Here is a 23,942-nt window from a genome sequence, read left to right as displayed (position 1 = left end):
GGTTCCGATCGCATTCTGTTAGTCGCGAGGGTACCCCCTTACTTGCTCGGCAAATTCGAGTCCTAGCGTTTTGCTAATGAACCGGAATTGACAATCCGGTGGCTCGTAGGATAACTCCATCAAAGAGGCCAATTGGCTGAAATGCCGGGATACAATCATGTTGCGTAGCACCGTTTCCGATTCCCAAATTTCGTCGTAGCAAATGCTGCCTCGCTCGCCAACCGCCTTGTAAACCTCGACCGCCATGCAACCAGGTGCAGCACCCGCATTTTTGGCAAGTGCTTGCAGCGCGTCGATCATCGATCGAGTTTTACCGGGGGTAACCTTGAGAACGAGGTGTAGTTCAATCATGATTTAATACGAGCAGCAATTGTGCCAATATAAAATAGAGTCAAGAAGAGTAAAAAGTGTAAATAAAAACAATTGCTTGCATATAATTCCGGGAAAATAAGCTTATTGGAAATAAGCGGGTGATCTCCGGTATTTCGTGGATTACACGAAAATGAGCATCTTTGATGACGATAGGCAACGACGGAGACCGAATTTAATCCGGCTGTCAGACCACTCGGTATTCCGTTCGGGTTGAGCTTGCCGAAATATTTACTAAGGAATGTGCACAAAATAACTCCTGATTAGCAAGCTGCTTCAGCTAGCGCCAAAAAGCTCGTCATTCTGGCAGGGATGCCGGAATCGTGCGCCCACAAGGGCAACTTATCAACAGGGTGAAAGTCCCTGTCGGCGTATGCCATAACGCCGTAGCTGAAAGTAACTGCGTCATTGTGAAATGGGGTGGAGAGCAACTGGAAGCGAAAAGGCAGTCCGTAGGATAACGAATCCGATTCGGCAGGGCAAGGCGGCGAGTCTGCGATTCCATGATGAAGCCTGAAAATCATCAGTTACGTTGTCATGGCGAATGAAACGATAACTGGGCCTACCAAGTGGTTGGGAGCGGAATGTCTGGAAGGTAAGTTGAAGTAAGTGGGGAGACCTGCCGCTGAGGTGACGGTGGCAGGAGTCAGAGCCCTTATAGTAGTGACTCAGTAGATTGCAGAGAAAAAAAATTTCGCTCCCTGGAGAAGCGGAAAAAAAATCTCCAACAACAAGACGTTGTGTGAAACCCATCTCTGTTACACGTCCAATAGACTGAAGAAATCACGGTTAGCAAAGCCGTGACGAGCGAAGGGGGGCAGGAAGAGAAATAGGAGAAAACCATATTATGCAGTTGAGACAAGCTATTTCGTCAGTGTTGGAAACAACTAAACAAGAAACAGACATCTATGACCGTTGGTTGTGGGTAGAAGCATCAATATGGACGAAACCGATGTTGACAGCGCTGGAAAACGGCGTAAAAGGCGGCAAATGGTTTAGTTTGATGGATAAAGTGTATGCGATGGCAACCTTACAAGCGGCTTGGCAACAAGTGCAAAGAAACAAGGGCAGTCATGGCGTAGACGGGATGAGTGTGGAACGTTTTGCACTGAAGCAGGAGCATTATTTGCAAGAGCTTCAACAAGCGTTAAAGGAAGGTAGTTATCAACCACTTCCGGTCAAACGGGTGTTTATCCCTAAAGCAGGAGGTGGAGAGCGACCACTTGGAATTCCAGCGGTTAAAGACCGAATTGTGCAAACAGCTCTGAAAAGGGTGATTGAACCTATTTTTGAGAACGAGTTTGTCGAACACAGTTACGGATTCAGACCACAAAGAGGCTGTAAAGATGCGCTAAGAATAGTCGATGAATGCCTGAAAGCAGGGCAAACCTGGGTAGTGGATGCGGATATGAAAAGTTTCTTCGATACCATTCCTCATGCGCCGCTAATGGCTGAAGTTGAAAATCTCATTAGCGATGGTAAAGTTCTGAAACTGATACAAGCGTATTTGAAACAAGACATCTTGGCTGGACTGGAACGCTGGACACCCAACGCGGGAACGCCACAAGGGGCGGTCATTAGCCCGTTGTTGGCTAACTTGTATTTGCATTCATTGGATAAGAAGATGGTGCAAGCAGGTTACATGATGATTAGGTATGCGGATGATTTTGTGATTCTCTGTCAAAGCCGGGAAGCAGCTCAAAACGCCTTGGAATTGGTTCAGCAATGGGTCAATGACAGGGGTTTGACCTTGCATCCAGACAAAACCCATGTGGGTAATTGTTTGGAAGAAGGTCAAGGTTTTGAATTTCTGGGTTATAGGTTTGAGGCGGGTAAACGTTGGGTGAGAAAGAAAAGTCTGCAAGCGTTAAAAGACAAAATCAGAAGCAAGACCAAAAGGACGCGTGGTGACAGCATGGAAACGATAATAAAAGACCTTAATCCTATGCTTATAGGCTGGTTCAACTACTTTAAACACGCTCATGAATGGACGTTTCCAAAGATTGACGGTTTCATTAGGCGACGCTTGCGAAGCCTAAGAAATAAACAAAGAACCGGACAATCGGGTTTTGGACGTTCAATACACCTGAGTCAACTTATGCCAAATGCGTATTTTGCTAACCTTGGGCTTTTCACCATGAAAGAGGCTCATAGTACGGCTCGTCAATCCCGATGAGGAAATTCTCGACTGGAGAGCCGTGTGCGGGAAAACCGCACGCACGGTTCGGAGGGAGGGGAGAGTCGAGAGGCTCTTCTCTACCCCTATCAGTCACATGGATGTGAGGCTATGGCTTGGCATCAAGCCTAAATCATGCCACAGCGGTATCGGAAAGTTACCATCCCTGGCTCTGGATACTGGCATCCCTGCCAGTATGACGGTGCTAGCTGAAGCATCTTGCTAATCAAGAAATAACTTGAGCAAGTTGCCAATAGCTGGAGTGCAGGCTTTGCTTGCGCTTGCAGACGAAGCTTCCGCTCCCGCTGAAAACTTACGCCGCGAGTTGTTCAAATTGTTTCGTGCTCATTTCTAAGCAGAAAAGCACTCCGGGTAACCCGAGGCAGAGTATTTACCAGAAAGCTGCTTTAGGACGAAGACGGCCGGCGAATGCCAAGCTTAGCCATGCGGCTTTCGAGTGTACTGGGATTGAGTCCAAGAATCGCAGCCGCACCGCCTTGACCGCGAATTCGCCAGCCGCAGACTTCCAATACGCGCAGAATATGCTCGCATTCAACCTCCTTCAGCGAGAGCAAATTAGATTTCGCAGGCCTCGTCGTGGTCAACGCGTCGCAGGGCAGGTTGATTTTGAGCACTGGACCTGTGGCAAGAATCACAGCCCGTTCGATGACATTGCGCAATTCACGAATGTTGCCCGGCCAATCATAATTGCAGAGAGCCTGCAAACTGGTTTTGGCCACGACATCAATCGATTTGTCCATGGTTCTGGAAAACTCTTGGATGAAGATCTCGACCAATTTGGGGATGTCTTCCCGCCTATCGCGGAGCGGCGGTACCTGGATGGGGAAAACGTTCAGACGGTAATAGAGATCTTCGCGAAAACGCCCCTCGACCACTTCCTGCGAGAGGTTTCGGTTAGTAGCGGCGATGATCCGGATGTCCACCTTGATCGGCTTCGGACTCCCCAAACGCTCGATTTCTTTTTCCTGCAACACCCGTAGCAGCTTGGCCTGGGAGTCCAGCGGCAACTCCCCGACCTCATCGAGAAAAAGGGTTGAACCGTGGGCTAATTCGAAGCGTCCTATCTGCTTGGAAAGCGCGCCGGTGTAAGCGCCTTTCTCACGCCCGAACAGTTCGCTCTCTATCAGCGCGGCAGGAATGGCTGCACAGTTCACTCGAATCATCGACCGGTTTTTGCGCGGACTGGCCTCGTGAATAGCGTTTGCCAATAGTTCTTTACCGCTTCCGGTTTCGCCCAGGATAAGCACCGTAGCCGGAGTCAGTGCGACTTGCTCGATCTGCGTCAAAATACCTCGCATGGTCGCGCTACCACCGATGACTTGCCCAAAATCCTGATGCCCCGATATTTCGTGGCGCAGGTAAATATTCTCCTGCTGTAACTGGTCTTTAAGGCTAATAATTTCTTCAAGCGCGGTGCTGAGGTCGATGTTGGACCGCTTGAGCGCCAACTGGGTGCGCCGGATCTCGGTGATATTCAGACTGGCCCCCATTGACCATCAGCGCCAAGGAGGCAACGGCCACTGGCACAGATCCAGTGTTCACTGGCGTCAGGATGCACTACGCGATACTCATCCCGCAACTCACTTTCGCCGGGCAATATCCTTTGCAATGTTTCTCTGACCCGTTGTTTATCCTCTGGATGGAGACAGTCCAAAAACCGTTGCAAGTTCAGTGTATCGTGATCCTCAATACCGTAAAGTTTTCGGGCTCTATCCGTTACCCAGATCGTATCCTGCCGAATATTCCAAACCCAAAGGCCGACGTTAGCAGCGTCGGCGGCTAGGCGCATTTGCTCCTCTCTGGATTGGAGGGCTTGTACGGCATATTGGCGTTCCAAAACATTGGCAAATCCATCGGACATAAGTCCAAGGCCTCGCACCACGTCATCGTGCCACTGGCGCGGGTGTATCGAAGCAAAGCCGATGCCACCACACAAGCGCCCTCCTACGATGAAAGGAAACGCTAAATTGGCTCGTATTCCGTAACGTAAGAAACTTTCCCGATCAACTGCGCCCTCGGGAGGTAATTTATCCACGTCATGCATGATGAAGGGTTTACCCGCCAGGATTGTTTGCGTCAGCAAAGGACCTTCGGCCATTAAGGAAGCATCCTGCCACGCTTTGACAGAGGTTTTGGAGTACTGGTATCTTGAGTAGAAGTCTTGGCCATCCGCTGTGAGGAGGCCTATGCTGACACTATCCAAATCCAGATTTTCGGCAATTCGGCACAGACCCTCTTGAATTTCATGATCCACCATGTCGGGTGAGACACGTATTAACTTGGCGGAAAGTTCCGCCAGCAAAGACTGAAACTTCAGAAGGTCTTCCAGTCCGATCAGTTTATTGTTATTTTTATGGCTCATCCAAATATATTCTATGTTTTTAACTGAACGGAATGATGCAATGATCGGGTAGCTTAAAGAGTCTGAATAAATCGTTCAGCGCACACTTTCCAGCTGCTGATTAATCACATGTGCGACTTCCATCGTATTCAAAATGCCGATATATACGCGATGCTCACCTTTAAGTTTGGACTAATCCTTCACACTGCAAAGGCTCCCGATGCAGGCCAGTGTTCAAAAAAACGCCACGGTATGGACCGGCAATTTGCGAACAAAGCGATGGGTCGAATGTTAGAAGTCTCCGGTACGAACCTAAGCGATATTAAAGCGTTCAGTCAATTGACCGATCACCGTGTCGATGAGCCGTTGCTGGACAAAAGATGACAGTTGGGAGCATAACGTTTTTTTACAGCTTTAAGAATAAGTAACTTAACTGACTAAAGCATCTGCGACGCTGGGCGTGATCGATTATTTGACTTTTTACAAGGGTCGCCGATCGCACTAAAAGATTGAGGTATCAATCTCCACTCGAATTCGAACGGGATTTTTTTAGAAATGCGGCCTGAATGGGAGGCTATTTTTGTTTGCCATTACAGCATTCAATATCATGATCAGATGGTTGGCGGCTAATTTGCTGAAATGTATCTTTTTTCGCCACCGACAGGTATCTGACTTTGATCCGCTATTCAAAGAAAGTATTTTTAGCTTCATTGACAGGCGGGATTGGAGCAAATAACGCACTGCCATTATGATAGCAACAAGCAATTTGCTTGATTACTTATTCAATAATACTACGATGATAATGGTCAGGATAAAGGAAACGCCTTTCCAGAAAGCCACCGGATTTCGTTCCAAAAGAGGGGGGCGAGTCTTGTTTAGAAACGCTTGATTCGGATGACGCAGATCGAATATGAACTCGGACAGCTCTTCGTAACGCTTGTAAGGGTTCGGATGCACTGCCTTCCTGATGGCGTCATCAACCCAGGCCGGAATTTCGCGATTCTCATAACGCATAGAGTCATACATTAATTTGTTTTGCGCGGCGTTTGTCTTGCATTTAGCCACTTCGGCGCCATAAGGCAGCTTGCCGGTCAGCATTTGGTAAGCGATCACACTCAATGAAAACATATCCGAACGCTCGGAACCCTGTTCCCCCAGAAAATACTCCGGAGCGGTATATTGCGCGGTGCCAAGTATATTGTTGTGCCTGAGCGGTGTGGCAATTTCCATAATACCCGCGACTCTGGTAGAACCAAAATCAATGATCTTTACCGTGCCGGTGCTATCGATCATGATATTGTCGGGTCTCAAATCCTGATGCAGCATTTCCAGCCGGTGAAAAGCTCTTAAGCCTTTCGCTATTTGTTCGACAATCCCTCGCACGGTTTCCAGGTCCGGTTTCGGATTGTCGATCATCCACTGCGTCAAGGTCTGTCCGTCAATGAATTCCGTGACGACGTATAAAAAGTTGCGTTTGCGCGTCTGTGCACACGGTTTGAGTACATGCGCATTATTGATACGCCGGGCGATCCAGTCTTCCATCAGGAAGCGTTCCAGATAAGCCGGGTCGCCCCGAAGGTCGATGGAAGGGGTTTTTATAACGACCTGCGAGTCGGTTTCGTCATCTACCGCCAGATAAATGTGACTGCGGCTGCTGGCATGTAACTCCCTGACAATGGTGTAGCCGTCAAACAGAGCCCGCGCTTCCAATACAGGCGGGAACGGTAGCTCGGTTAACGAGCGGTAAAGCTCATTGGCATCCTGTCCGGGTAAGTTTTCGACCTTGACGATCTGGATCGTCAGGTTATCCGTACTGCCTTGTCGGTAAGCTTCATCGGCGATCGTTTTGGCCGTGGCATCGAGATCATCCCCGGCCTGGTTGACGGTATGGACGATAAAACGCGGACTGACAGATTCATAAACGCCATCGGTCGCGAACAGGAAAATATCGCCAGTCGTCACCGGCAGGGCTTGATAATCAATGTCAAGATGGGAGCTTATCCCCAAGGCGCGGCTAAGGTAGCTTTTATCCTGCGAAACCCAAAGCCGATGATCGTCGGTGAGCTGTTCCAGGTCATTGTTACGTAAGCGGTAGATCCGTGTATCGCCGACATGGAAAATATGCGCGGTGGTGGATTTGATGACCATCGCGCTTAAGGTACAGACATAGCCTCTGTCGTTATCGTAACAATACCGGCTTTGCCGGGTTTGGGCATATAACCATGAGTTGCCTGCTGTCAAAACCCGCTGCACCGACTTTTTTACCGACCAGGCTTCCGAAGTACAAAAATAATCTTCCAAAAAGCCTGTCACAGCGGCTTGACTGGCAATATGGCTGACATCGCTGCTGCTGATCCCGTCGGCCAGGGCAATAGCAATGCCTTTCGAGCTCAACTGCGGTTCCTTGGGGATATAAACGCCGTGAAAATCCTGATTGATTTCCTTACGGCCTTTGTCGGAATATTGGCCTACGGAGATTTCTAATTGACCGGACATTTTTTCAAGCCGGACGGGCGCAGCCAATCACAGGGCTAAAACGCTCAGTAACTTTTATAAGGAAGAAATTTGCCGCTCATCACGATCTTGACGCGGTCTCCCTTGGGATCGGGTTCACGTTGAAGATCCATGCTGAAATCGATGGCACTCATGATGCCGTCACCGAACTCTTCGTGAATCAGCGCTTTAAAGGTGGTGCCGTAGACGTTGACCAGTTCGTAGAAACGATAAATCAACGGATCGGTCGGTACCGCGGTGACTAGAGAACCCTTGTAGGGAACAACTTGCAGTTGTTCGATAGCATCGGCGGGCAACTCCAGCAAAGCACCGACCTTGGCGGCCTGTTCGGCGTTAAGCGTCATCTGTCCCAGCAGGGCGGCTGTCGTCCACTCCTTGCTCTGGCCGATGGCATCGGCCAGTTGAGGCCATGTCAGTTGTTTGCGCAGTTTGTGGATGATGATCAATTCGGTAACTTCGTTGCGTGTCATGATGAACTCTTTTACACATTAAACGGTGATTGTTAATAAGCCTCAGCCACTTATGGGCTGAGACTCTATTTTTTAATTCGGATTAATTAAAAGGTACGTTTAGGCGCGGTTTTTATATGCGTGGAATATAGGGTCAATCCGGTAAACGCAAGCCCGCCAATCAGATTGCCCAAAACAGTCGGAATCTCATTCCAGATAAAGTAATCCATAATCGAAAAATTTCCTCCCATGATCAAACCGGCTGGAAACAGAAACATATTCACGACCGAGTGCTCGAAGGCCATGCCAAAGAACAGCATGATCGGCATCCACATGGCGATCACCTTGCCGCTAACGGACGTGGAAATCATCGCTCCAACCACACCAGTAGATACCATCCAGTTACACAGCATGCCCCTGATAAAGATCGTAAACCAGCCGGCCACGCCATATTTTGCATAGCCCAGCGTACGCGCTTCACCGATACCGGCCAGCTTTATGCCCACATCATTAGGTGCAACGGAAAAACCGTAGGTGTAGACAATGGACATCATAACCGCCACGGTTAACGCTCCCAGAAAATTACCTGTAAAGACTAAGCCCCAGTTCCTGAAAATACCGTTAATGGTCACGCCTGGGCGCTTATCAAGCCATGCCAGCGGCGTTAAAACAAAAACACCGGTCAGAAGATCGAAGCCTAGCAAATACAGCATGCAAAAACCAACGGGGAATAAAATTGCACCAAAAATTGGAGAGTTCGTTTGGACAGCAACAGCGACCGCAAATACCGCAGCCAACGCCAGAATCGCACCGGCCATATAAGCCCTGATCAAGGTATCTCTGGTTGACATGAAGATTTTGGATTCACCCGCATCGACCATCTTTGTGACAAATTCTGAAGGAATCAGATAGGACATAACGCACCTTTAAAAAGTTAGATAAACAACGAATAGAGGTGCCGGATCAAAAACACCTTGATTCGTTTAATTAAGCCTGTTTTTTGCAAGCTGTCGATCCCCTTGAAACGAGCGTTTTTTACTCGTTCTTTGTAGCGGCCTAATTGAAATCAAGACGTGAACAACAGACGAGTAAAGTTATCTCCGCCTATTTAAAATAAGCGATTTTTCAACGCCGTTGTTGAAGGGAAGAGAGGATGCGCCATTGCACCATCTTTCTGAATAGAGCATAGATTGTGCCAATCATATTAATCCAACTACTTAGCGTGATTCAGCGAGACTTTAGCTAAAACAGCGCCGGATTCTTTGCACTGAAATGAATGGCATATGCACCAAAATGGGATAAATCGAGCAAAATAGAGTTCTAAATTTCTATATCAGTTTTTCCCGTCCACCAAAAAATACATCAAAACCAAATTTGTAAACAGCAGTATTATCGACAAGCCTTTCCAGAATAATAACGGATTGCGTTGTATTAAAGGGATGGCCTCTTCAGCACTCAAAAACCTGGGATTGGGCGTGGACAGGTCATAGAGAAACTCCGATAAATCGTCATAGCGAAATTGCGGGGTTATTGCGGTGGCTTTTTTTAAGGCACCGTCAATCCAGATCGGAACCATGGCATTGTGATGAAAACTGGGTATATATTGGAGTTTTGCCAGGTTCATTTTGTTGGGCTTTTCAGGCATATCCTGACCAAAAGGCAGGGCGCTGTTTAGCATTTCATAAGTGATGACGCCCAGTGAAAACAGGTCGGATTTTACCGTGCCGTGCTGCCCCAGATGATATTCAGGCGCTGTGTAATTTAAGGTGCCGAGTACGTTGTCCGCCCCGCTGTGTTCCAGTGGCGTAATTTCCGCGATACCGGCGATTTTAACCGAGCCGAAATCGATGATTTTAACGATGCCGTTGTTATCGAACATGATGTTTTCGGGTTTCAAATCCTGATGCAGCATTTCCATGCGATGAAAAGCGCGCAGTCCCTTGGCAATCTGTTCAACTATTTTCCTGGCTTCTTTAATATCAGGCTTGGGATTAGCGCTTATCCATTGTCTCAGTGTCGGTCCTTCGAGAAATTCGGTGACGTAATAAAGGCAGCTTTTTTCCCGGTTAGGGCTGAGGATTTTTAGTACATTTTCGTGACGAATGCGTTTCCCCGCCCATTCTTCATGTAGAAAATGTTCTATGTAATGGGGATCGTCATCATAGAGAATAGACGGGGTCTTCAAAATAACCTGCGTATCGGTTCTCGTATCGAATGCCCGATAAATCTGGGTGCGCTTACTGGCATGCAATTCCGATTCAATCCGGTAGCCGTCGATCACCATGCCGGGTTCCAACGGGGGCGGAAATGGCAGGTTGGTGTGGCGGCGAATAATCTCGTCTTCGTCGGCCTCGGGCAGTTCATCGACTCTGACCAGTTGGCAGGTCAGGTTATCATCGCTGTGGTTGCCTTCGGCCTGCTGCATGATTTTTTCGGCAATCAGGGTTAAGTCCGCATCTTGGTCTAGCAGTTTTTTCAGGGTTTTTTCATCGATAAAGTCGTGTATCCCGTCAGTGGTCATTAAAAACAGGTCGCCTGTTTCTAAAGAAAGCGCCCGGTAATCGACTTCCAGATGCGGTTCTATGCCCATTGCCCGGTTAAGGTAATTTTTTTCTTTAACCCAGATGCGGTGATCGCGGGTTATCTGCTCAAAATTACCCTGCCGTAAACGATAAATGCGCGAATCGCCGATATGAAAAATATGCGCGGTGGTCGATTTCAGGACAATAATGCTAAGCGTGCTGACCATGCCTTTGGTCGATTCATAGCGGCTTTGCCCCTGACTGTATAACCAGGAATTGGTCGCGGAAAGAATTTTTTGTCCGGCATGTTTGACCGACCAGGAGTCGGGGGTGCTGTAATAATCGCTTAGAAAGCTGACGACGCAGCAGTGGCTGGCCTGTTTCCCGGCGTCACTGCCGCTCATGCCGTCGGCAATGGCAACGGTTATGCCTTTATGAGTCAGTTGCGGGCCTTCCGGTATTAACGAACCGAAAAAATCTTCATTATCCGGCTTGATGCCTTTATCGCTGGCATAGCCGATGCTGACTTTGAGTGTTGGTTTGGGCATGGTTTATAGTTTATATCCGGGTACAAAAGGCATATCACCACGAAGGCACGAAGTTCACGAAGAAAAAACAAGATAAAACTTCGTGCCCTTCGTGTCTTCGTGGTGAATTAATCTATTTACATTAATGGACTGAATATTTCATCCGATTCAATTCAACTCAATCATTTCCACGGTACCGTCTTCCTGAACTTCGGCCATGTGGCCTTTCGGTTCATCGATAAACTGTACGGCGATCAACACCGATAACGCCACCGCCGCGATGACCACAAAAAATACCGCCGGTGTGACGAACGATAATATGGTCAGAAACAGGACGCCGCCGACATTGCCGTAAGCGCCGACCATGCCGGCAATCTGTCCGGTCATGCGCCGCTTAATCAACGGAACTATCGCATACACGGCGCCGCAGCCGCCGGATACAAAGCAAGAGCAGGCCATGGTTATCAATACCGCCAAGGCAATGGGCCATTCCGAATCAATCAGCGACATGCAGAAATAACCCGCCGACAAGCCCAAGACAAAAATGCTTAACGACAATTTACGGCCGAATTTATCACTGACCCATCCGCCTGCAGGCCGCGCAATCAGGTTAATGAAGGCAAAACTACCTCCCAGCAAGCCTGCTTCGACCATGGTAATGCCATGCGACTCGTGGAAAGTATCGAAGAAAAACAGCGGCAACATCGAAACAACGGCTAATTCCGAGCCGAAGGTAATGAAATACGCCAGATTCAGAATGGCAACCTGTTTGAATTTGTACTTATGAATTTCCTCTATCGGGTGTTGGAGATGTTCCTCGTTGACGTGGATAATTTTATAGACGTTATAGAGGAATAGAGCCCAAATGCCGATATAAATACAGAGGGCGGCGGCGTTCGATAACAGGTTGGCGCCGGTTGGCGATAATTTCCAGGTTAACAGGCTCAAGGTGGCATACAAAGGCACGCTCATCAGAATATAGAAGAACAAGTCCCAGATACTGGTGACTTCCATCGCCCCGGCTTTTTTAGGCTTAAAGTAAGTCGAACCCTTGGGCGTGTCGGACACGCTGAAAAAATAGATGACCGAATAAATCAGTGAAATAGCGCCTGTCGTTGCAATCGCATAGCGCCAGCCTTCGTCACCGCCATAGATCAGTGCGAGAGCAGGCAAGGCCCCAGCCGCAGCGGCTGAACCGAAGTTTCCCCAGCCGCCGTAAATACCTTCGGCAATACCCACTTGTTTGGCCGGAAACCATTCGCCAACCATGCGTATGCCGATCACAAAACCGGCGCCTATAAAGCCTAACAAGAAACGGGCCAGGGCCAGTTGTTCAAAACTGGTGGCAAAAGCGAACATAAAACAGGGAATGCTACCTGCCGCCAACAGTGTTGAATAAGTGCGTTTAGGGCCGAATTTATCGACCAGAATACCGATCACAATGCGCGCCGGAATGGTCAAGGCGACATTCAGGATTAAGATGGTTTTTATTTCCGAGTTGTTCATGCCCAGCGTTTTAGCGATCACCATCATTAAAGGCGCATGATTAAACCACACCACAAAGCTGATAAAAAAAGCCATCCACGTCATGTGGAGAATTTTGGTTTTTCCCGAAAAGGAGAGCAGGTTAAGGCGTTGAGATGACATGATAGATTTCCAGTTATAAAGATTACTGGATTAGCAAAAGCATGTTGCATGCCATATAGACTGAGACCGTCGCAATACTGTTTATTTACGGTGCAGGCAGTTGGAAATTGAGGGCATAAAGCACCAAAAGAAGGCGCTTTAAATAAGCTTATGTTCAGCGGTATTTACTTTTGCATCGCTCGCCTGCTGTATTGTCCGCATTTCTTACCCGGATCTATATAGATAATGTATGGCAAGGGGCTGAACACTATAAAACTGAAAGGAAAGGACAAACAAGCACCATAATAATGCGTCATGCATTATCATGGTGCGCCAGGAAGTGTATTATTTTGGTGCAAAGAAAAACGGTAAATTTTAGAAATTTATATTTCCTTGTATCCATATTTTTTGAGTATCGGTTGTTCCTCCAAAGGTATTCGCATCGTAATAAGCGTATTTGGCTAACACTGAATAATGTTTGCCGAATTTCTTAAGCGCCGAGAAATCATATTCCTTACCGTAATGAAAGCGTCCGGTATCGTCGGTAAAATCATGATAAATCCCGCTTAATACGACACTGCCGCGATCCAGAGTGGTAAACACGGCACCGGATACATCGCGAATACCGTCTCTAGGCGTAACCAGGAATAAGTCGGCCCAGCCTTGGAATGCATGGTTGGTGCCTAGCGGCGTATCAAACGTTTTATTGACCCCCTTGCCGTCAAGTTGTTCCACTGCTCCTTGGAAAGTAAAGTTATAAGCGGTAAAGCCGCCCATCAGGTTGATGCGGTCTGTGTCATAGTTGGTCGCGCCGTGCCCGTAATCTTCCTGATGTCCCCATTCGGCGGTATACACCAAGCCGTAGTTATCGCTAAGTTTGAGCGAATCCCCCGGTTTTTGCCAGTTGCTCATGCGCAAGCCATAGGTTTGGCTCGATTTTTCATAGTTTTCCCGCTCGGTGTAATCCAGCCAGTAGCCGTAAGCGACCAGGTTGCCGTAATCGCCGACTTTATAGTTGACGTTAAGAATCGGGGCTTCGATGTGTTCGTTTGTGGCGGTAAAGGTTTGTACGTTGCCGATATAACCTGCATTAACGGTCAGGCCGAAAATCTGCTGATTGTTGTGGGTGAGCAACACCGAATCGAAAGTCGTTTCCATCTGCCGCCAACCGACGTTGCCGATAAAGCGGTCGTCATCAAGCTTGATGCGTTGCCGTCCGCCTTTAATTAACGTATCGGGGATGCCGGCATAGCTGATCCAGAGTTGGTTGAGTTCGCTTTTTTCGGGATCGGGAATCGTTGAGTAACCGGTATTGCCGTTGCGTAAGCTATTGAAGTCCTCCACCATGGCAAGATTGCCTTCGTATTCGGCATAACCTTGAATACCATGAAATACCGGCGACAGCAGACCAGCCCGTAAACGCGAGGTGACGGCATTGGCTGTTTTTTGCGGGCCCCTGTCTTGGTCGACGTTTTCCCAGCGAGTGTTCAGGTCAAACTTGACTGCGCCATTTTTACCGTAATGATAGAAATTGAGCGCGTCTTCAACTTTCTGGTTAATGTCGGCCAAGGCCGATCCACTCACAACAGAGAGTGCCAGCAGTGAAGCTGAGGACAAGGGATGTTTGGTTTTTTTCTGCGGCATAAAGCCTCCTTTTATTGAAGTAACGCGATTGTTGATAATGTTTTTCGAGAATCGTCCTGCTATTAATGAGTATGATCACACTCGGTGAGAAAGCTCAATATGCTTTCCCTGTATTTATAATAGTCAGGATGCTCCAGGAGGGCTTTGCGACTGCGCGGCCTAGGTAAATCAATGTTTTCTATTTTGCCGATTTTGGCGTGCGGGCCGTTGGTCATCATCACCACCCGATCTGCCAGCAGGATAGCTTCATCGACATCATGGGTGACCACAATGGCGGTGACATGAGTTCTTTCCCAGACTTCCATCAACACTTCCTGCAATTCCCAACGGGTCAAGGAATCCAGCATGCCGAACGGTTCATCCAGCAACAGCAGTTTGGGCGACAAGGCAAAGGCGCGGGCAATACCGACCCGTTGGCGCATGCCGTTGGACATGTCACCGGCTTTTTTGCGGAGTGAGTCGCCCAAGCCGACGCGGGTCAGATAATATTCGACGATGTCGTCACGCTCCGATTTGGAGGCGTGCGGATAGACTTTATCAACGCCCAGCATGACGTTTTCAAACGCGGTCAACCAGGGAAACAGGCTGGGCGCCTGGAACACCACGCCGCGATCAGGTCCGGCGCTGGAAACTTCCTTGTTATCTAAAATAATAACGCCTTCTGATACGCTGTTTAGACCGGCGGTCATCGATAACACTGTCGATTTACCGCAGCCGGAATGGCCGATGATCGAGATGAATTCGCCTTTTTTCATTTTCAGGTCGAAGCCGTCCACGACTTTAACCGTGCTGTTGCCGTCGGGGGTCGGGTAGATTTTAGACAGCTGTGAAAATTCCACGTAACGGGGACGGGCTAAATCATCCTGCGCCGGTTTTATCGCCAGGGATGGTGTGTATGCCGTAAGACTGCCGGGAGCAGTCTCGGCAATTGCCAGGGATGGTGTGTATGCCGTAAGACTGTCGGGAGCAGGCGCGGCAACGGCAGGACGCTCACGATCCCAGTCATTACTGGTATTGGGTTTAACATTAGGGAGGACGATTTTATCAGCGCTTGAGCCCAGATTTTTTTCGATGCCGATATCCATCAAGTAACGGGTTATTTCGGCGCGTAATCTTTTAAACTCGGCGTTATGGTTTAATGCCGTCCGGTCTCTGGGGCGTTCGATATTGATATGAAAATCCGGGCCGAAGGTCGCATCGGGGCCGGGATTAAGCGGGATAACCCGATCCGCCATGTAAATCGCTTCATCGACATCGTTGGTAATCAGAATGACGGTTTTCTTTTCCTGCGCCCAGATTTGCAAAATCTCATCCTGCAAGTTGCCGCGCGTCAACGCATCCAGTGCGCTGAGCGGTTCGTCGAGCAGCAAAATATCGGGATTGGCGGCCAAGGCTCTGGCGACATTGACCCGTTGGCGCATGCCGCCGGAAAGTTCGGCGGGTTTTTTATCCATGGCCGCGCCGAGATTAACCATCCTGACGTATTTTTCGGTATGCGCTCTGCGTTGTTCGGCAGGCCAGTCCTTAAAAATTTCATCCACCGCCAATGCCACGTTTTCAAACACGGTCAGCCACGGCATCAAAGAGTAGTTTTGAAACACTACGCCGCGATCCGGTCCCGGTTCGGTAATCGGTTGGCCTTGTTTTAGCACCTCGCCGCTATCGGCCTGGATTAACCCGGCAATGGTTGAAATCAGCGTGGTTTTGCCGCTGCCGGAAAAGCCGACGATAGCGATAAACTCGCCTTCTTTAATGCTCAGGTTGATGTTGTTGAGTATGGATGTCGCGCCATAGCTTTTGCAGACAGCTTTTAATTCCAGTAAAGGCTGATGGGCGTCATTCGATGGCGCAGGCGACTTGTTCTGCGTGCGCGTGTTCACAATGTTAAGATTTACGACGGACATCACGGCTCCTGATTAAATCGCTCTACCGAAAGAGAATATGTTTTGTAAGGACTGCATGATGCGGTCCAATGCAAAGCCGATCAGTCCGATGGTAAATACCGCGACCATGATCCGGCCCAAGGAGTTGGAACTGCCGTTCTGGAACTCATCCCAGACGAATTTGCCCAACCCCGGATTTTGCGCCAACATTTCCGCAGCGATTAACACCATCCAGCCTACGCCCAAGGATAGACGCATGCCTGTGAAAATGTAAGGCAATGCGGACGGCAAGATGATTTTCTTGATTTGGGTGCTCCAGTTAAGACGCAATACTTTGCCGACATTGATCAGATCCTTATCTATCGATGACACGCCGACGGCGGTATTGATAAGGGTCGGCCACAGCGAACACAGCGTGACGGTAATTGCGGAAGTCAGAAAGGATTTTTCAAACCAGGCATCATCGCCGGCTGCATAGACGGCACTGACCACCAACGTGACGATGGGCAGCCAGGCTAATGGCGATACCGGCTTAAAAATCTGCACCAGCGGGTTGATGGCCGAGTTAAAGATCGGACTCATGCCGCAGAACAGGCCAAGCGGTATGGCGATCAGCGTGGCAATCACAAAGCCTGCAAAGACTGTGTAAAGGCTGGTGAAAATCTTATCCATATAGGTGGCTTGGCCGTTATAGGGGCGGGTTTTGATTTCAGCAGCCGGATCTTCAGCGTGTTTCTGATCATTACGGGCTTGCTGGCGTTGGTAATATTCGGACTCTTTAGCCCGTTCGGCGAAATGATCGTCCAATAATCCGGCTGCTTCGTGCCATACCGCGATTGGGCCGGGGATGGCGCCCAAGCTGGTGTTGATCTTGGATGCGGAGAAGCTCCAAAGTCCCAGGAAGATCATAAAAGCGAGTATGGGCACGCCCATAATCAGCCAAAGTTGCCGGATTTGCAGCGAGGCATTTTCTCCGGCGGCTATTTTTACGAAAGGAACAAACCAGGTTAGCCCGGTTATATTAAGAAATTTGATGATTTTATTGTACATGCTTGGCTCCTAAATTTTCACCGACTGTAATAATGGGTGCATTTGTTTTACGCATCGTTGCTTTGTTAAATAGGTTGATATCCGGCGTCAGCAGGCGAGACAACCGAAATAAACGCCAACGGTTCGGGGTTATCGTTAAATACCCCATGGACTTCACCGGTATGGGCGACGACGACATCGCCTGCCATAATCGGTTTGGTAGTTCCATTATTGTCCAGATAATAGTGGCCTTTGCCGGTTAATACGGTCCAGGTATCCTGTCCCTGAGGATGAACATGCAGGGGAATTTGCTGTCCCTGTTGAATATACCAAGCCACTACCACAGCATCTTTAGATTGGGTTACAACCGAACGTATTGGTTCACCGTCATCAGTCGGTTGAAAAAATGCGATGCTGTTTAATATTCTTGGCGTTGTCATGTTTAACTTTCCCCTAAATACATTTACCTCGGGCCGGTTCCCAAGCCGGAGCTTGGGAACCGGCGAATCTAGCGATTATTCGACAATCTTGCCGCCGACCACTTTTTGCTTACCTTTTAGACCGATAGGAAACTTAGTCAGGTAATCATTGGGCTTGGTGGCGTCGAAACTGATGCCGTCAATGAAGTCTGCACTAGGTGGTTTAATGCCGGTTTCGTTGTCGGCAGGAAAATCACTGGCTTTCGCCTTGCCTTCGGCAATCAGCGCCTTGGCCGCAGCCATGTAGATATCAGGACGATAAACTTTTTTAGCGGTTTCCAGGTACCAGGCATCGGTTTTGTATTCGTTGATTTGTCCCCAGCGGCGCATTTGAGTCAGACTCCAGACCGCATCACTGTAATAAGGGTAAGAGCCGTTATGACGGAAGAACACGTTGAAATCGGGCAAGTCGCGTTTGTCGCCTTTTTCATATTCAAAAGTACCGTTCATGCTGTTGGCAAGAACCTCGTAATCAGCGCCGACATATTGTTTTTGCGACAACATTTCCACGCCTTCATTACGATTTTTGTTGTTTTCAGCATCCAGCCACATCGATGCGCGAATCAAGGCTTTTATCACCGCTTTGTGGGTATTGGGGTTTTTATCCGACCATTCTTTAGTCACGCCAAAGATTTTTTCAGCGCTGTTTTTCATCAGTTCGTAATCGCTGATTACCGGTACGCCAATGCCTTTGAATACCGCTTGCTGATTCCACGGTTCGCCTACGCAGTAGCCGACAATCGTGCCTGAATCCATCGTGGCAGGCATTTGCGGCGGCGGCGTTACCGACAGCATCGCTTCGGCATCAATTTGACCGGAAGTGTCTTCAGGCGGTGCGTAAAAACCGGGCTTAATGCCGCCGGCCGCCAGCCAGTAACGTAATTTCATGTTGTGCGTGCCGACCGGAAAGGTCATCGCCATATTGAAAGGTTTGCCCGCACTTTTGTATTTTTCCAGCACTGGCTTCAAGGTATCCGCTTTAACCGGATGCACCAGTTTGCCGTCTTTTACCGGAATCTGCGGCTTCATTTGATTCCAAACATCATTAGATACGGTAATCGCATCGCCGTTCAAGGTCAGGGTAAAGGCGCTGATAATGTCGGCTTTGGTGCCATAGCCGATGGCGGTACCAAAGGGCAGGGTTGCCAGCATGTGCGCGCCGTCCAGTTCGCCGCTGACGACACGGTCTAATAACACTTTCCAGTTGGCTTGTGCTTCTACTTGCACGGAGAGGCCTTCATCTTCGAAATAGCCCTTTTCAAAGGCAACCGCCAAGGGCGCCATATCGGTCAGTTTGATAAAACCGAGTTTTAAGCTTTCTTTTTCCAGCTTTTCAGCTGCGTAGGCACTGGTTGCAAAGGAAAAGGTTGATACCGCAGCCACAGCAACCAGTGCTGTAACCAGTTTTTTGATAGTAAATCGTCCGGTTTGTTTCATATTGACCTCAGCAGGTTTGAAAAAATCAGCAAAAAAAAAGCGTCACCTAACGGAATACGTAATGCATTCAGTCTGGTAGACGCCTTTGTCTGTTGTGGTTCGCCATTGAACCGATATTTTTTTGGCGCCCCGTCGTTGGAGCTCCTGTATTGTTTAAAGCAATCGTTGTGCCAAATTTTTAAAATGCTTATTTCGTGAGCTTAAGTTAATGAATATAAGGGCTTATGGCGTGTATTGGGCAGGATAAGGTGAAATGGGTTTATATCTGCAATGCATCAATTTTGTGCATTCACCTGTTAATTTGCACCAACTATGACTCATGCGCCTCCATATCTTCCAGTTCGATGTCGAGCGCTTTTGTTGAAAGCAACAACTCGCTTATTGAGGCTAACAACGGTAAAACAATAAACACCATGCTGAAGCCGAAAGTAATGTTGCCGTAATGTTGCAAGCCGTAAAAAAATCAGCCCCATAGCTATAGGTATCTACGGACAGCCTTATTCCGGCCTATGTCGAGATGGGTATAAAGACGAGAGCTGGAGCTTGGGAATCCGCTTAAACCGAAATGGCGGGAAATAACAAGGCAGCGCGTAGCGTGAGCTGGCGTTTTCGGCGAGTTCGGGAAGTGTTTGCCGGAAACGCCAGTTCTCGCTGTCACTCGAACCAGCTTATTCCGGCCTACGTCGAGATGTGTATAAAAACGAGAGCTGGAGCTTGGGAACCCGCTTAAACCGAAATGGCGGGAAATAACAGGGCAGGTGTGGTGTGCATGCCTATTTATAAGGGCTTATCAGGTCAATATGCCGCAAAATAAGATCCGGTTTTATCATTTTCAAATAATAAGCAAGGCTTAAAACTCATCCCAATCATCATTATCAGCAAGTTGTAACTGTAACTTCTTAACGGCGTTTGTTGCGGATCGTGTTGTTTCTTTTTTCGCGGCCGGCATATGAAAATAGCTGTTTGAATTACCTGAGCTACCAGCCACTGTAAAGCTGCTCACGGTGATCACCAGGTTTTGCGCTTGTTCTTCCAGCGATTCCGCTGCCGCTGCGGCTTGTTCTACCAGGGCGGCATTTTGTTGGGTTACGTCATCCATTTGAGCAATGGCTTGATTAACCTGCTCAATGCCGGAGCTTTGTTCTGCGGAGGCGGCGGTGATTTCGGCCATCATGTCGGTAACGCCGCGGACGGAGGCGACGATTTCTTCCATCGTCAGTCCCGCTTGGGCAACCAATTTGCTGCCTCCCGATACTTTGTCCACCGAATCATGAATCAGGTGTTTGATTTCCCCTGCGGCCGTCGCGGCGCGTTGCGCAAGATTGCGCACTTCCACGGCGACCACGGCAAAGCCCCGGCCCTGTTCCCCTGCACGGGCGGCTTCTACCGCAGCGTTGAGGGCAAGAATATTGGTCTGAAAAGCGATGTCATCGATCACCGAGATAATGTCCCCGATTTTACGTGAGGATTCATTGATTTCATTCATGGTTACGACGACTTGGCCGACCACTTCTACGCCTTTGCCCGCGATGTCGGAGGCGTCGACGGCGAGCCGGTTGGCCTGTTGGGCGTTGGTGGCATTATGCTGTACGGCGGAGGTCAGTTCTTCCATGCTGGCGGCGGTTTGTTCCAGGCTGGCGGCTTGCTCCTCGGTGCGATGAGACAAGTCATTGTTGCCTGCGGCGATTTCTTTGGAGGCTGTGCTAATGCTGTCGGTGGAGTCTTTGATGTTACTTACCAGGCCTTTGAGGTTTTCTACAATACTATTCATGCCGACAATCACTTCACCAAAAGTGCCTGGATAGTCTTTGTCGATAGTTTGGGTTAAGTCACCTTGAGCCAAGGCATCAGCGACATGCAGCACATCGTTGAAGCCGACATCGCAGGTTTCCATCAGGTTATTGAGATTAGTCAAAATGCCTTTGAACATGAACTCAAATTTATCCGGATCGCTACGCTTTGAGAAATCGCCTTGAGCGCCGGCTTCTATGAGTATCTTGATTTCGTTGTTAACTGCCAGGAAGGTCTTTTTTGCATTGTCCATAATATTGGTAATGGCAATTGTTTCGCCCGGCAGAATATCCATATCAATAGAAAAGTCACCTTTTGCATACTGGTTGACGATACTGATCAGCCTTCTGTTTATAGCGATGCGCGATTGAATCAACTCATTAACTTCGTGCGCCATTTTGCCATAAATACCGGAAAACTTTGAAGCATCGAGCTGTTCTTTGACCCAGCCTTCAGAATGCTTTTGCGCCATATTGTCCAGGTCGGTAACGAAGGTGTTGATAGGATCCTGTATGGCTTTCATGGAGCGTAACAGGTCTCCTATCTCATCTTTTTGATGGATATCAATGTTGGAATTCAGGTTGCCGGCGGCGATCGCTGCTCCTATCTGTTGGGCGGTTTTGAGTGAGCGTAAAATGCCGCGACTGATCAATACGGTCAATACTATGGCCATAGCAACACTGAATACGAAAATACCGGCCAGGAAGATTTTGTACTCCTGTATTGTATTTCGTGCCTGTGATTCATCTTCTATGTTGCGGGCTGTTGTATGTTTCACTACGTCATCAATGGCGCCGCGATGGTCTTCATAAGCGCGGCGCATTTGCACCAGACTTGCCGATGAACCGTCGCGGTCGCCCGCCTGGATGCTCGGCAGAAAATGCTGACCGGCTTCGTTATAAAAGGTTTGCGCCGCCCGGTAAGAGCGGTCAAGTAAAGAAACCTGAAGTTCCTGCTCCAAAGACTGCTCCGACCAATAATGATGACGGGACTCGAATTCCGTTTTTAGTGTTCGGAAACGTGTTACTAATGCGCTGATTTCGGCAGGGTCGACGGCTTGGCTTAATTGCAGCGCCACCAGATAAGATTCGATGATATATTCAGGCGGCGGCAGAACATCGGCAATAATATCTTTACTCTGGACAATGCGTTGGTAAATGGGGCCATTAACATTAACGGTATTCATGGCCTTGAATGTTGCAAAGCCGAACAGCGAAAAACCGATGACCAAAGTGCTGACAATTATCGTAAAACGCATTTTGATCGTTAACTGTCCAAAGTCTTTCAAGTTATTTAGCATGATGCAATCTCCTGTTTCTATATTTATGATTGGGATTGTTAAATAGTCAATGTTTCGATTAGATCCATATTCCGGCCGGCCGGTCATAAGGCTGTTACGATTGTTATGCGCCGGCTATGTTAAATCTCAGGAGGTATTGACGCCTAAAATGTAACGGATGCTTAAATTGCTGCGAACGTTCAAAATCATGGCTGTTTAACAGTAACAGCCTATATAAGGCGCGTCCGTTTATTAATTCATGTCAGGTTTTTGCCCTTAAATGGACAAAAAAAAACGCCCCCAAGCTAAATGCCATGCATGCATTCAGTCTGTTGACGCCTTTGTCAGCATGGTTCGCCGTTAAACCAGGATTTTTAGTGCCCCGCTATTGGGGCTTCTATAGTGTTTAACGCAAGCGTTGTGCCAAAATGGTCATATTGTTTTTTATACGGATATTTTTTAATAATTACAATTAGTTATCAATTGTCTTTTGGGTGGCAAGGATAGTTGAGTTTCTGAAAATAACGCATCGAATGAGTGCAATCCTGCTATGTGCCGCACCAATTAAGTTCTCTTGATGTGCATTATAGAAGTGGCCGCACCAAAATTAGGCGCTTACGATGGCATGGGTAGATATTCGCTCCTCGGTAATTGCTCCTGCGTTGCCGGAGAGCGGAAGCTTTCACCACATCCCTGTGGATTATGCCGCGTGCAGAGCATCGCATGGAGTGCTCGTTTCAGCCATCCGGACCATTTCTCCAATCCGGCATAGAATCTGCTTATACATTGGATAGTCATTATTAATTCTCAGGTATTCTGGTTATGTCCAAGATAAATTATCTTAATATTTTTGAAAAATATGAAGAACGTCGATCAGCTACGCATAAGCTGCGTTCTTGTATAAAGAAAACGCCTTGATATGAAAACATTTATTAAGGTAACGGAAATATGGGTGCCTACAAAAGAGCGTACCCGCTTGGGATTTAGCGCAGGACTGTATGGCGCTTTAAATGAATTCAGAGTCGCCAGTGAAAAAGAATCCTTCGCGTATGATGAAGGTTTGCCCGGTAAAGCCTGGGCCGCAGGTCATCCTGTCATATTAACGGAATTTGATCATTCTTATTTTAAGCGGACAAAATCGGCCAAAAAGGCAGGTTTAACCAGCGGTATTGCCATACCTGTGTTTTCAGGTGAATTTATAATGGCCGTGGTGGTTTTTTTGTGTGGAGACGATCAGCATCATGCCGGCGCTATAGAAGTGTGGAGCAACAGTTTGGAGAAAAATACTGAGCTGACGGTTATTGACGGGTATTACAGTACGCTGGATGCCTTTGAAAGCATATCCAGAAGGATGAGCTTCATCAAGGGTTCCGGTTTGCCCGGACAGGTATGGGCAACAGGCATGCCCGTGCTCATAGAGGACCTGGGCCAAGCCCCTGCTTTTATCAGAAGCCCGGATGCCAGAAAAGCCGGGATAACGACGGCGCTGGGTATCCCGGTTTCAGTTGTTGCGAATCAGGTTTATATCATGACATTTCTGTCGGCTAAGGCTACGCCAATTGCCAAACGCATACAGATATGGGTGCCGGACGAAAGCGGTCAGCGGCTGGTGTGCCAGTCAGGATACAGTAAACAAAACGATGAGCTGGCAGAAATGTTTGAAACCATCTCGGTACGCAAAGGCGAGGGTATATTGGGCAGAGTGTGGCTAACCGGCGTTCCTGCCATCCGAAATAACTCGGAAGTTGCCCTTGTAGAGGGACGCTTGAGTTCCATGCTTGCAATGCCTGTCATTGATGGCGGAAAGTTGAAAGCGGTAGTCACTTTTCTGTTTTAGTCGACCGCTGTATCCGCC

General features: G+C 48.4%; 16 protein-coding genes. 2 read left to right on the top strand and 14 right to left on the bottom strand.

All coding sequences use genetic code 11. The annotated features are described in order from the left end of the window. Nucleotides 1-18 precede the first annotated feature (18 nt). Entirely contained in the window at nucleotides 19-351 is a 333-nt protein-coding gene (locus tag Q8L79_RS06005) for a putative quinol monooxygenase (RefSeq protein WP_305268967.1), read from the bottom strand. Between the two features lie 865 nt (nucleotides 352-1,216). Between Q8L79_RS06005 and ltrA the strand changes: the two genes are divergently transcribed. After that, on the top strand, nucleotides 1,217-2,545 hold the full coding sequence (ltrA, locus tag Q8L79_RS06000; protein WP_305268964.1) for a group II intron reverse transcriptase/maturase: 1,329 nt from the start codon (nucleotides 1,217-1,219) through the stop codon (nucleotides 2,543-2,545). A 407-nt stretch (nucleotides 2,546-2,952) separates the two neighbouring features. Here ltrA and Q8L79_RS05995 read toward each other — a convergent pair whose 3' ends face one another. The 13 genes from Q8L79_RS05995 to Q8L79_RS05935 form a co-directional block, all read right to left on the bottom strand. Beyond that, nucleotides 2,953-4,056 (bottom strand): sigma-54-dependent Fis family transcriptional regulator, encoded by a 1,104-nt coding sequence (locus Q8L79_RS05995; RefSeq protein ID WP_305268961.1) that lies wholly within the window; start codon nucleotides 4,054-4,056, stop codon nucleotides 2,953-2,955. Then, complete coding sequence (locus Q8L79_RS05990; RefSeq protein WP_305268959.1) at nucleotides 4,041-4,928, bottom strand: GAF domain-containing protein; 888 nt, start codon at nucleotides 4,926-4,928, stop codon at nucleotides 4,041-4,043. Before Q8L79_RS05990 ends, Q8L79_RS05995 begins: the two co-directional genes overlap by 16 nt. 753 nt (nucleotides 4,929-5,681) lie before the next feature. Beyond that, nucleotides 5,682-7,403 carry a bifunctional protein-serine/threonine kinase/phosphatase gene (locus Q8L79_RS05985; RefSeq protein ID WP_305268957.1) on the bottom strand — a complete coding sequence of 574 codons (1,722 nt, stop codon included), beginning with the start codon at nucleotides 7,401-7,403 and terminating at the stop codon, nucleotides 5,682-5,684. A gap of 44 nt (nucleotides 7,404-7,447) precedes the next feature. Further along, on the bottom strand, nucleotides 7,448-7,891 hold the full coding sequence (gene cynS / locus Q8L79_RS05980) for a cyanase (RefSeq protein WP_305268954.1): 444 nt from the start codon (nucleotides 7,889-7,891) through the stop codon (nucleotides 7,448-7,450). A gap of 86 nt (nucleotides 7,892-7,977) precedes the next feature. Continuing rightward, the gene (locus Q8L79_RS05975; protein ID WP_305268951.1) at nucleotides 7,978-8,787 is read right to left on the bottom strand and encodes a formate/nitrite transporter family protein; all 810 of its coding nucleotides are present in this window, start codon (nucleotides 8,785-8,787) and stop codon (nucleotides 7,978-7,980) included. 416 nt (nucleotides 8,788-9,203) lie between these two features. Then, nucleotides 9,204-10,940 (bottom strand): bifunctional protein-serine/threonine kinase/phosphatase, encoded by a 1,737-nt coding sequence (locus Q8L79_RS05970; RefSeq protein ID WP_305268948.1) that lies wholly within the window; start codon nucleotides 10,938-10,940, stop codon nucleotides 9,204-9,206. Between the two features lie 147 nt (nucleotides 10,941-11,087). Continuing rightward, complete coding sequence (locus tag Q8L79_RS05965; RefSeq protein WP_305268945.1) at nucleotides 11,088-12,566, bottom strand: NarK family nitrate/nitrite MFS transporter; 1,479 nt, start codon at nucleotides 12,564-12,566, stop codon at nucleotides 11,088-11,090. A gap of 354 nt (nucleotides 12,567-12,920) precedes the next feature. Then, the gene (locus tag Q8L79_RS05960) at nucleotides 12,921-14,189 is read right to left on the bottom strand and encodes an alginate export family protein (RefSeq protein ID WP_305268941.1); all 1,269 of its coding nucleotides are present in this window, start codon (nucleotides 14,187-14,189) and stop codon (nucleotides 12,921-12,923) included. A 62-nt stretch (nucleotides 14,190-14,251) separates the two neighbouring features. After that, on the bottom strand, nucleotides 14,252-16,093 hold the full coding sequence (locus Q8L79_RS05955; RefSeq protein WP_305268939.1) for an ABC transporter ATP-binding protein: 1,842 nt from the start codon (nucleotides 16,091-16,093) through the stop codon (nucleotides 14,252-14,254). Nucleotides 16,094-16,105: 12 nt separating this feature from the next. Then, nucleotides 16,106-17,122, bottom strand: coding sequence for an ABC transporter permease (locus Q8L79_RS05950; protein ID WP_305268937.1), 1,017 nt, complete (start codon nucleotides 17,120-17,122; stop codon nucleotides 16,106-16,108). A gap of 65 nt (nucleotides 17,123-17,187) precedes the next feature. After that, nucleotides 17,188-17,541: a cupin domain-containing protein gene (locus tag Q8L79_RS05945; protein WP_305268935.1), complete on the bottom strand. Its 354-nt coding sequence runs from the start codon at nucleotides 17,539-17,541 to the stop codon at nucleotides 17,188-17,190. A 75-nt stretch (nucleotides 17,542-17,616) separates the two neighbouring features. After that, entirely contained in the window at nucleotides 17,617-19,017 is a 1,401-nt protein-coding gene (locus tag Q8L79_RS05940; protein ID WP_305268933.1) for a CmpA/NrtA family ABC transporter substrate-binding protein, read from the bottom strand. 850 nt (nucleotides 19,018-19,867) lie between these two features. Continuing rightward, the gene (locus Q8L79_RS05935; protein ID WP_305268930.1) at nucleotides 19,868-22,108 is read right to left on the bottom strand and encodes a methyl-accepting chemotaxis protein; all 2,241 of its coding nucleotides are present in this window, start codon (nucleotides 22,106-22,108) and stop codon (nucleotides 19,868-19,870) included. A gap of 898 nt (nucleotides 22,109-23,006) precedes the next feature. Between Q8L79_RS05935 and Q8L79_RS05930 the strand changes: the two genes are divergently transcribed. Continuing rightward, on the top strand, nucleotides 23,007-23,924 hold the full coding sequence (locus Q8L79_RS05930) for a GAF domain-containing protein (protein ID WP_305268928.1): 918 nt from the start codon (nucleotides 23,007-23,009) through the stop codon (nucleotides 23,922-23,924). Nucleotides 23,925-23,942: the final 18 nt, after the last annotated feature.

It is taken from the genome of Methylobacter sp. (assembly GCF_030680395.1).
Classification (GTDB): Bacteria; Pseudomonadota; Gammaproteobacteria; order Methylococcales; family Methylomonadaceae; genus Methylobacter_A.
Note: the sequence above shows the minus strand (reverse complement) of the source record. Positions and strands in the feature narration are given on the sequence as shown.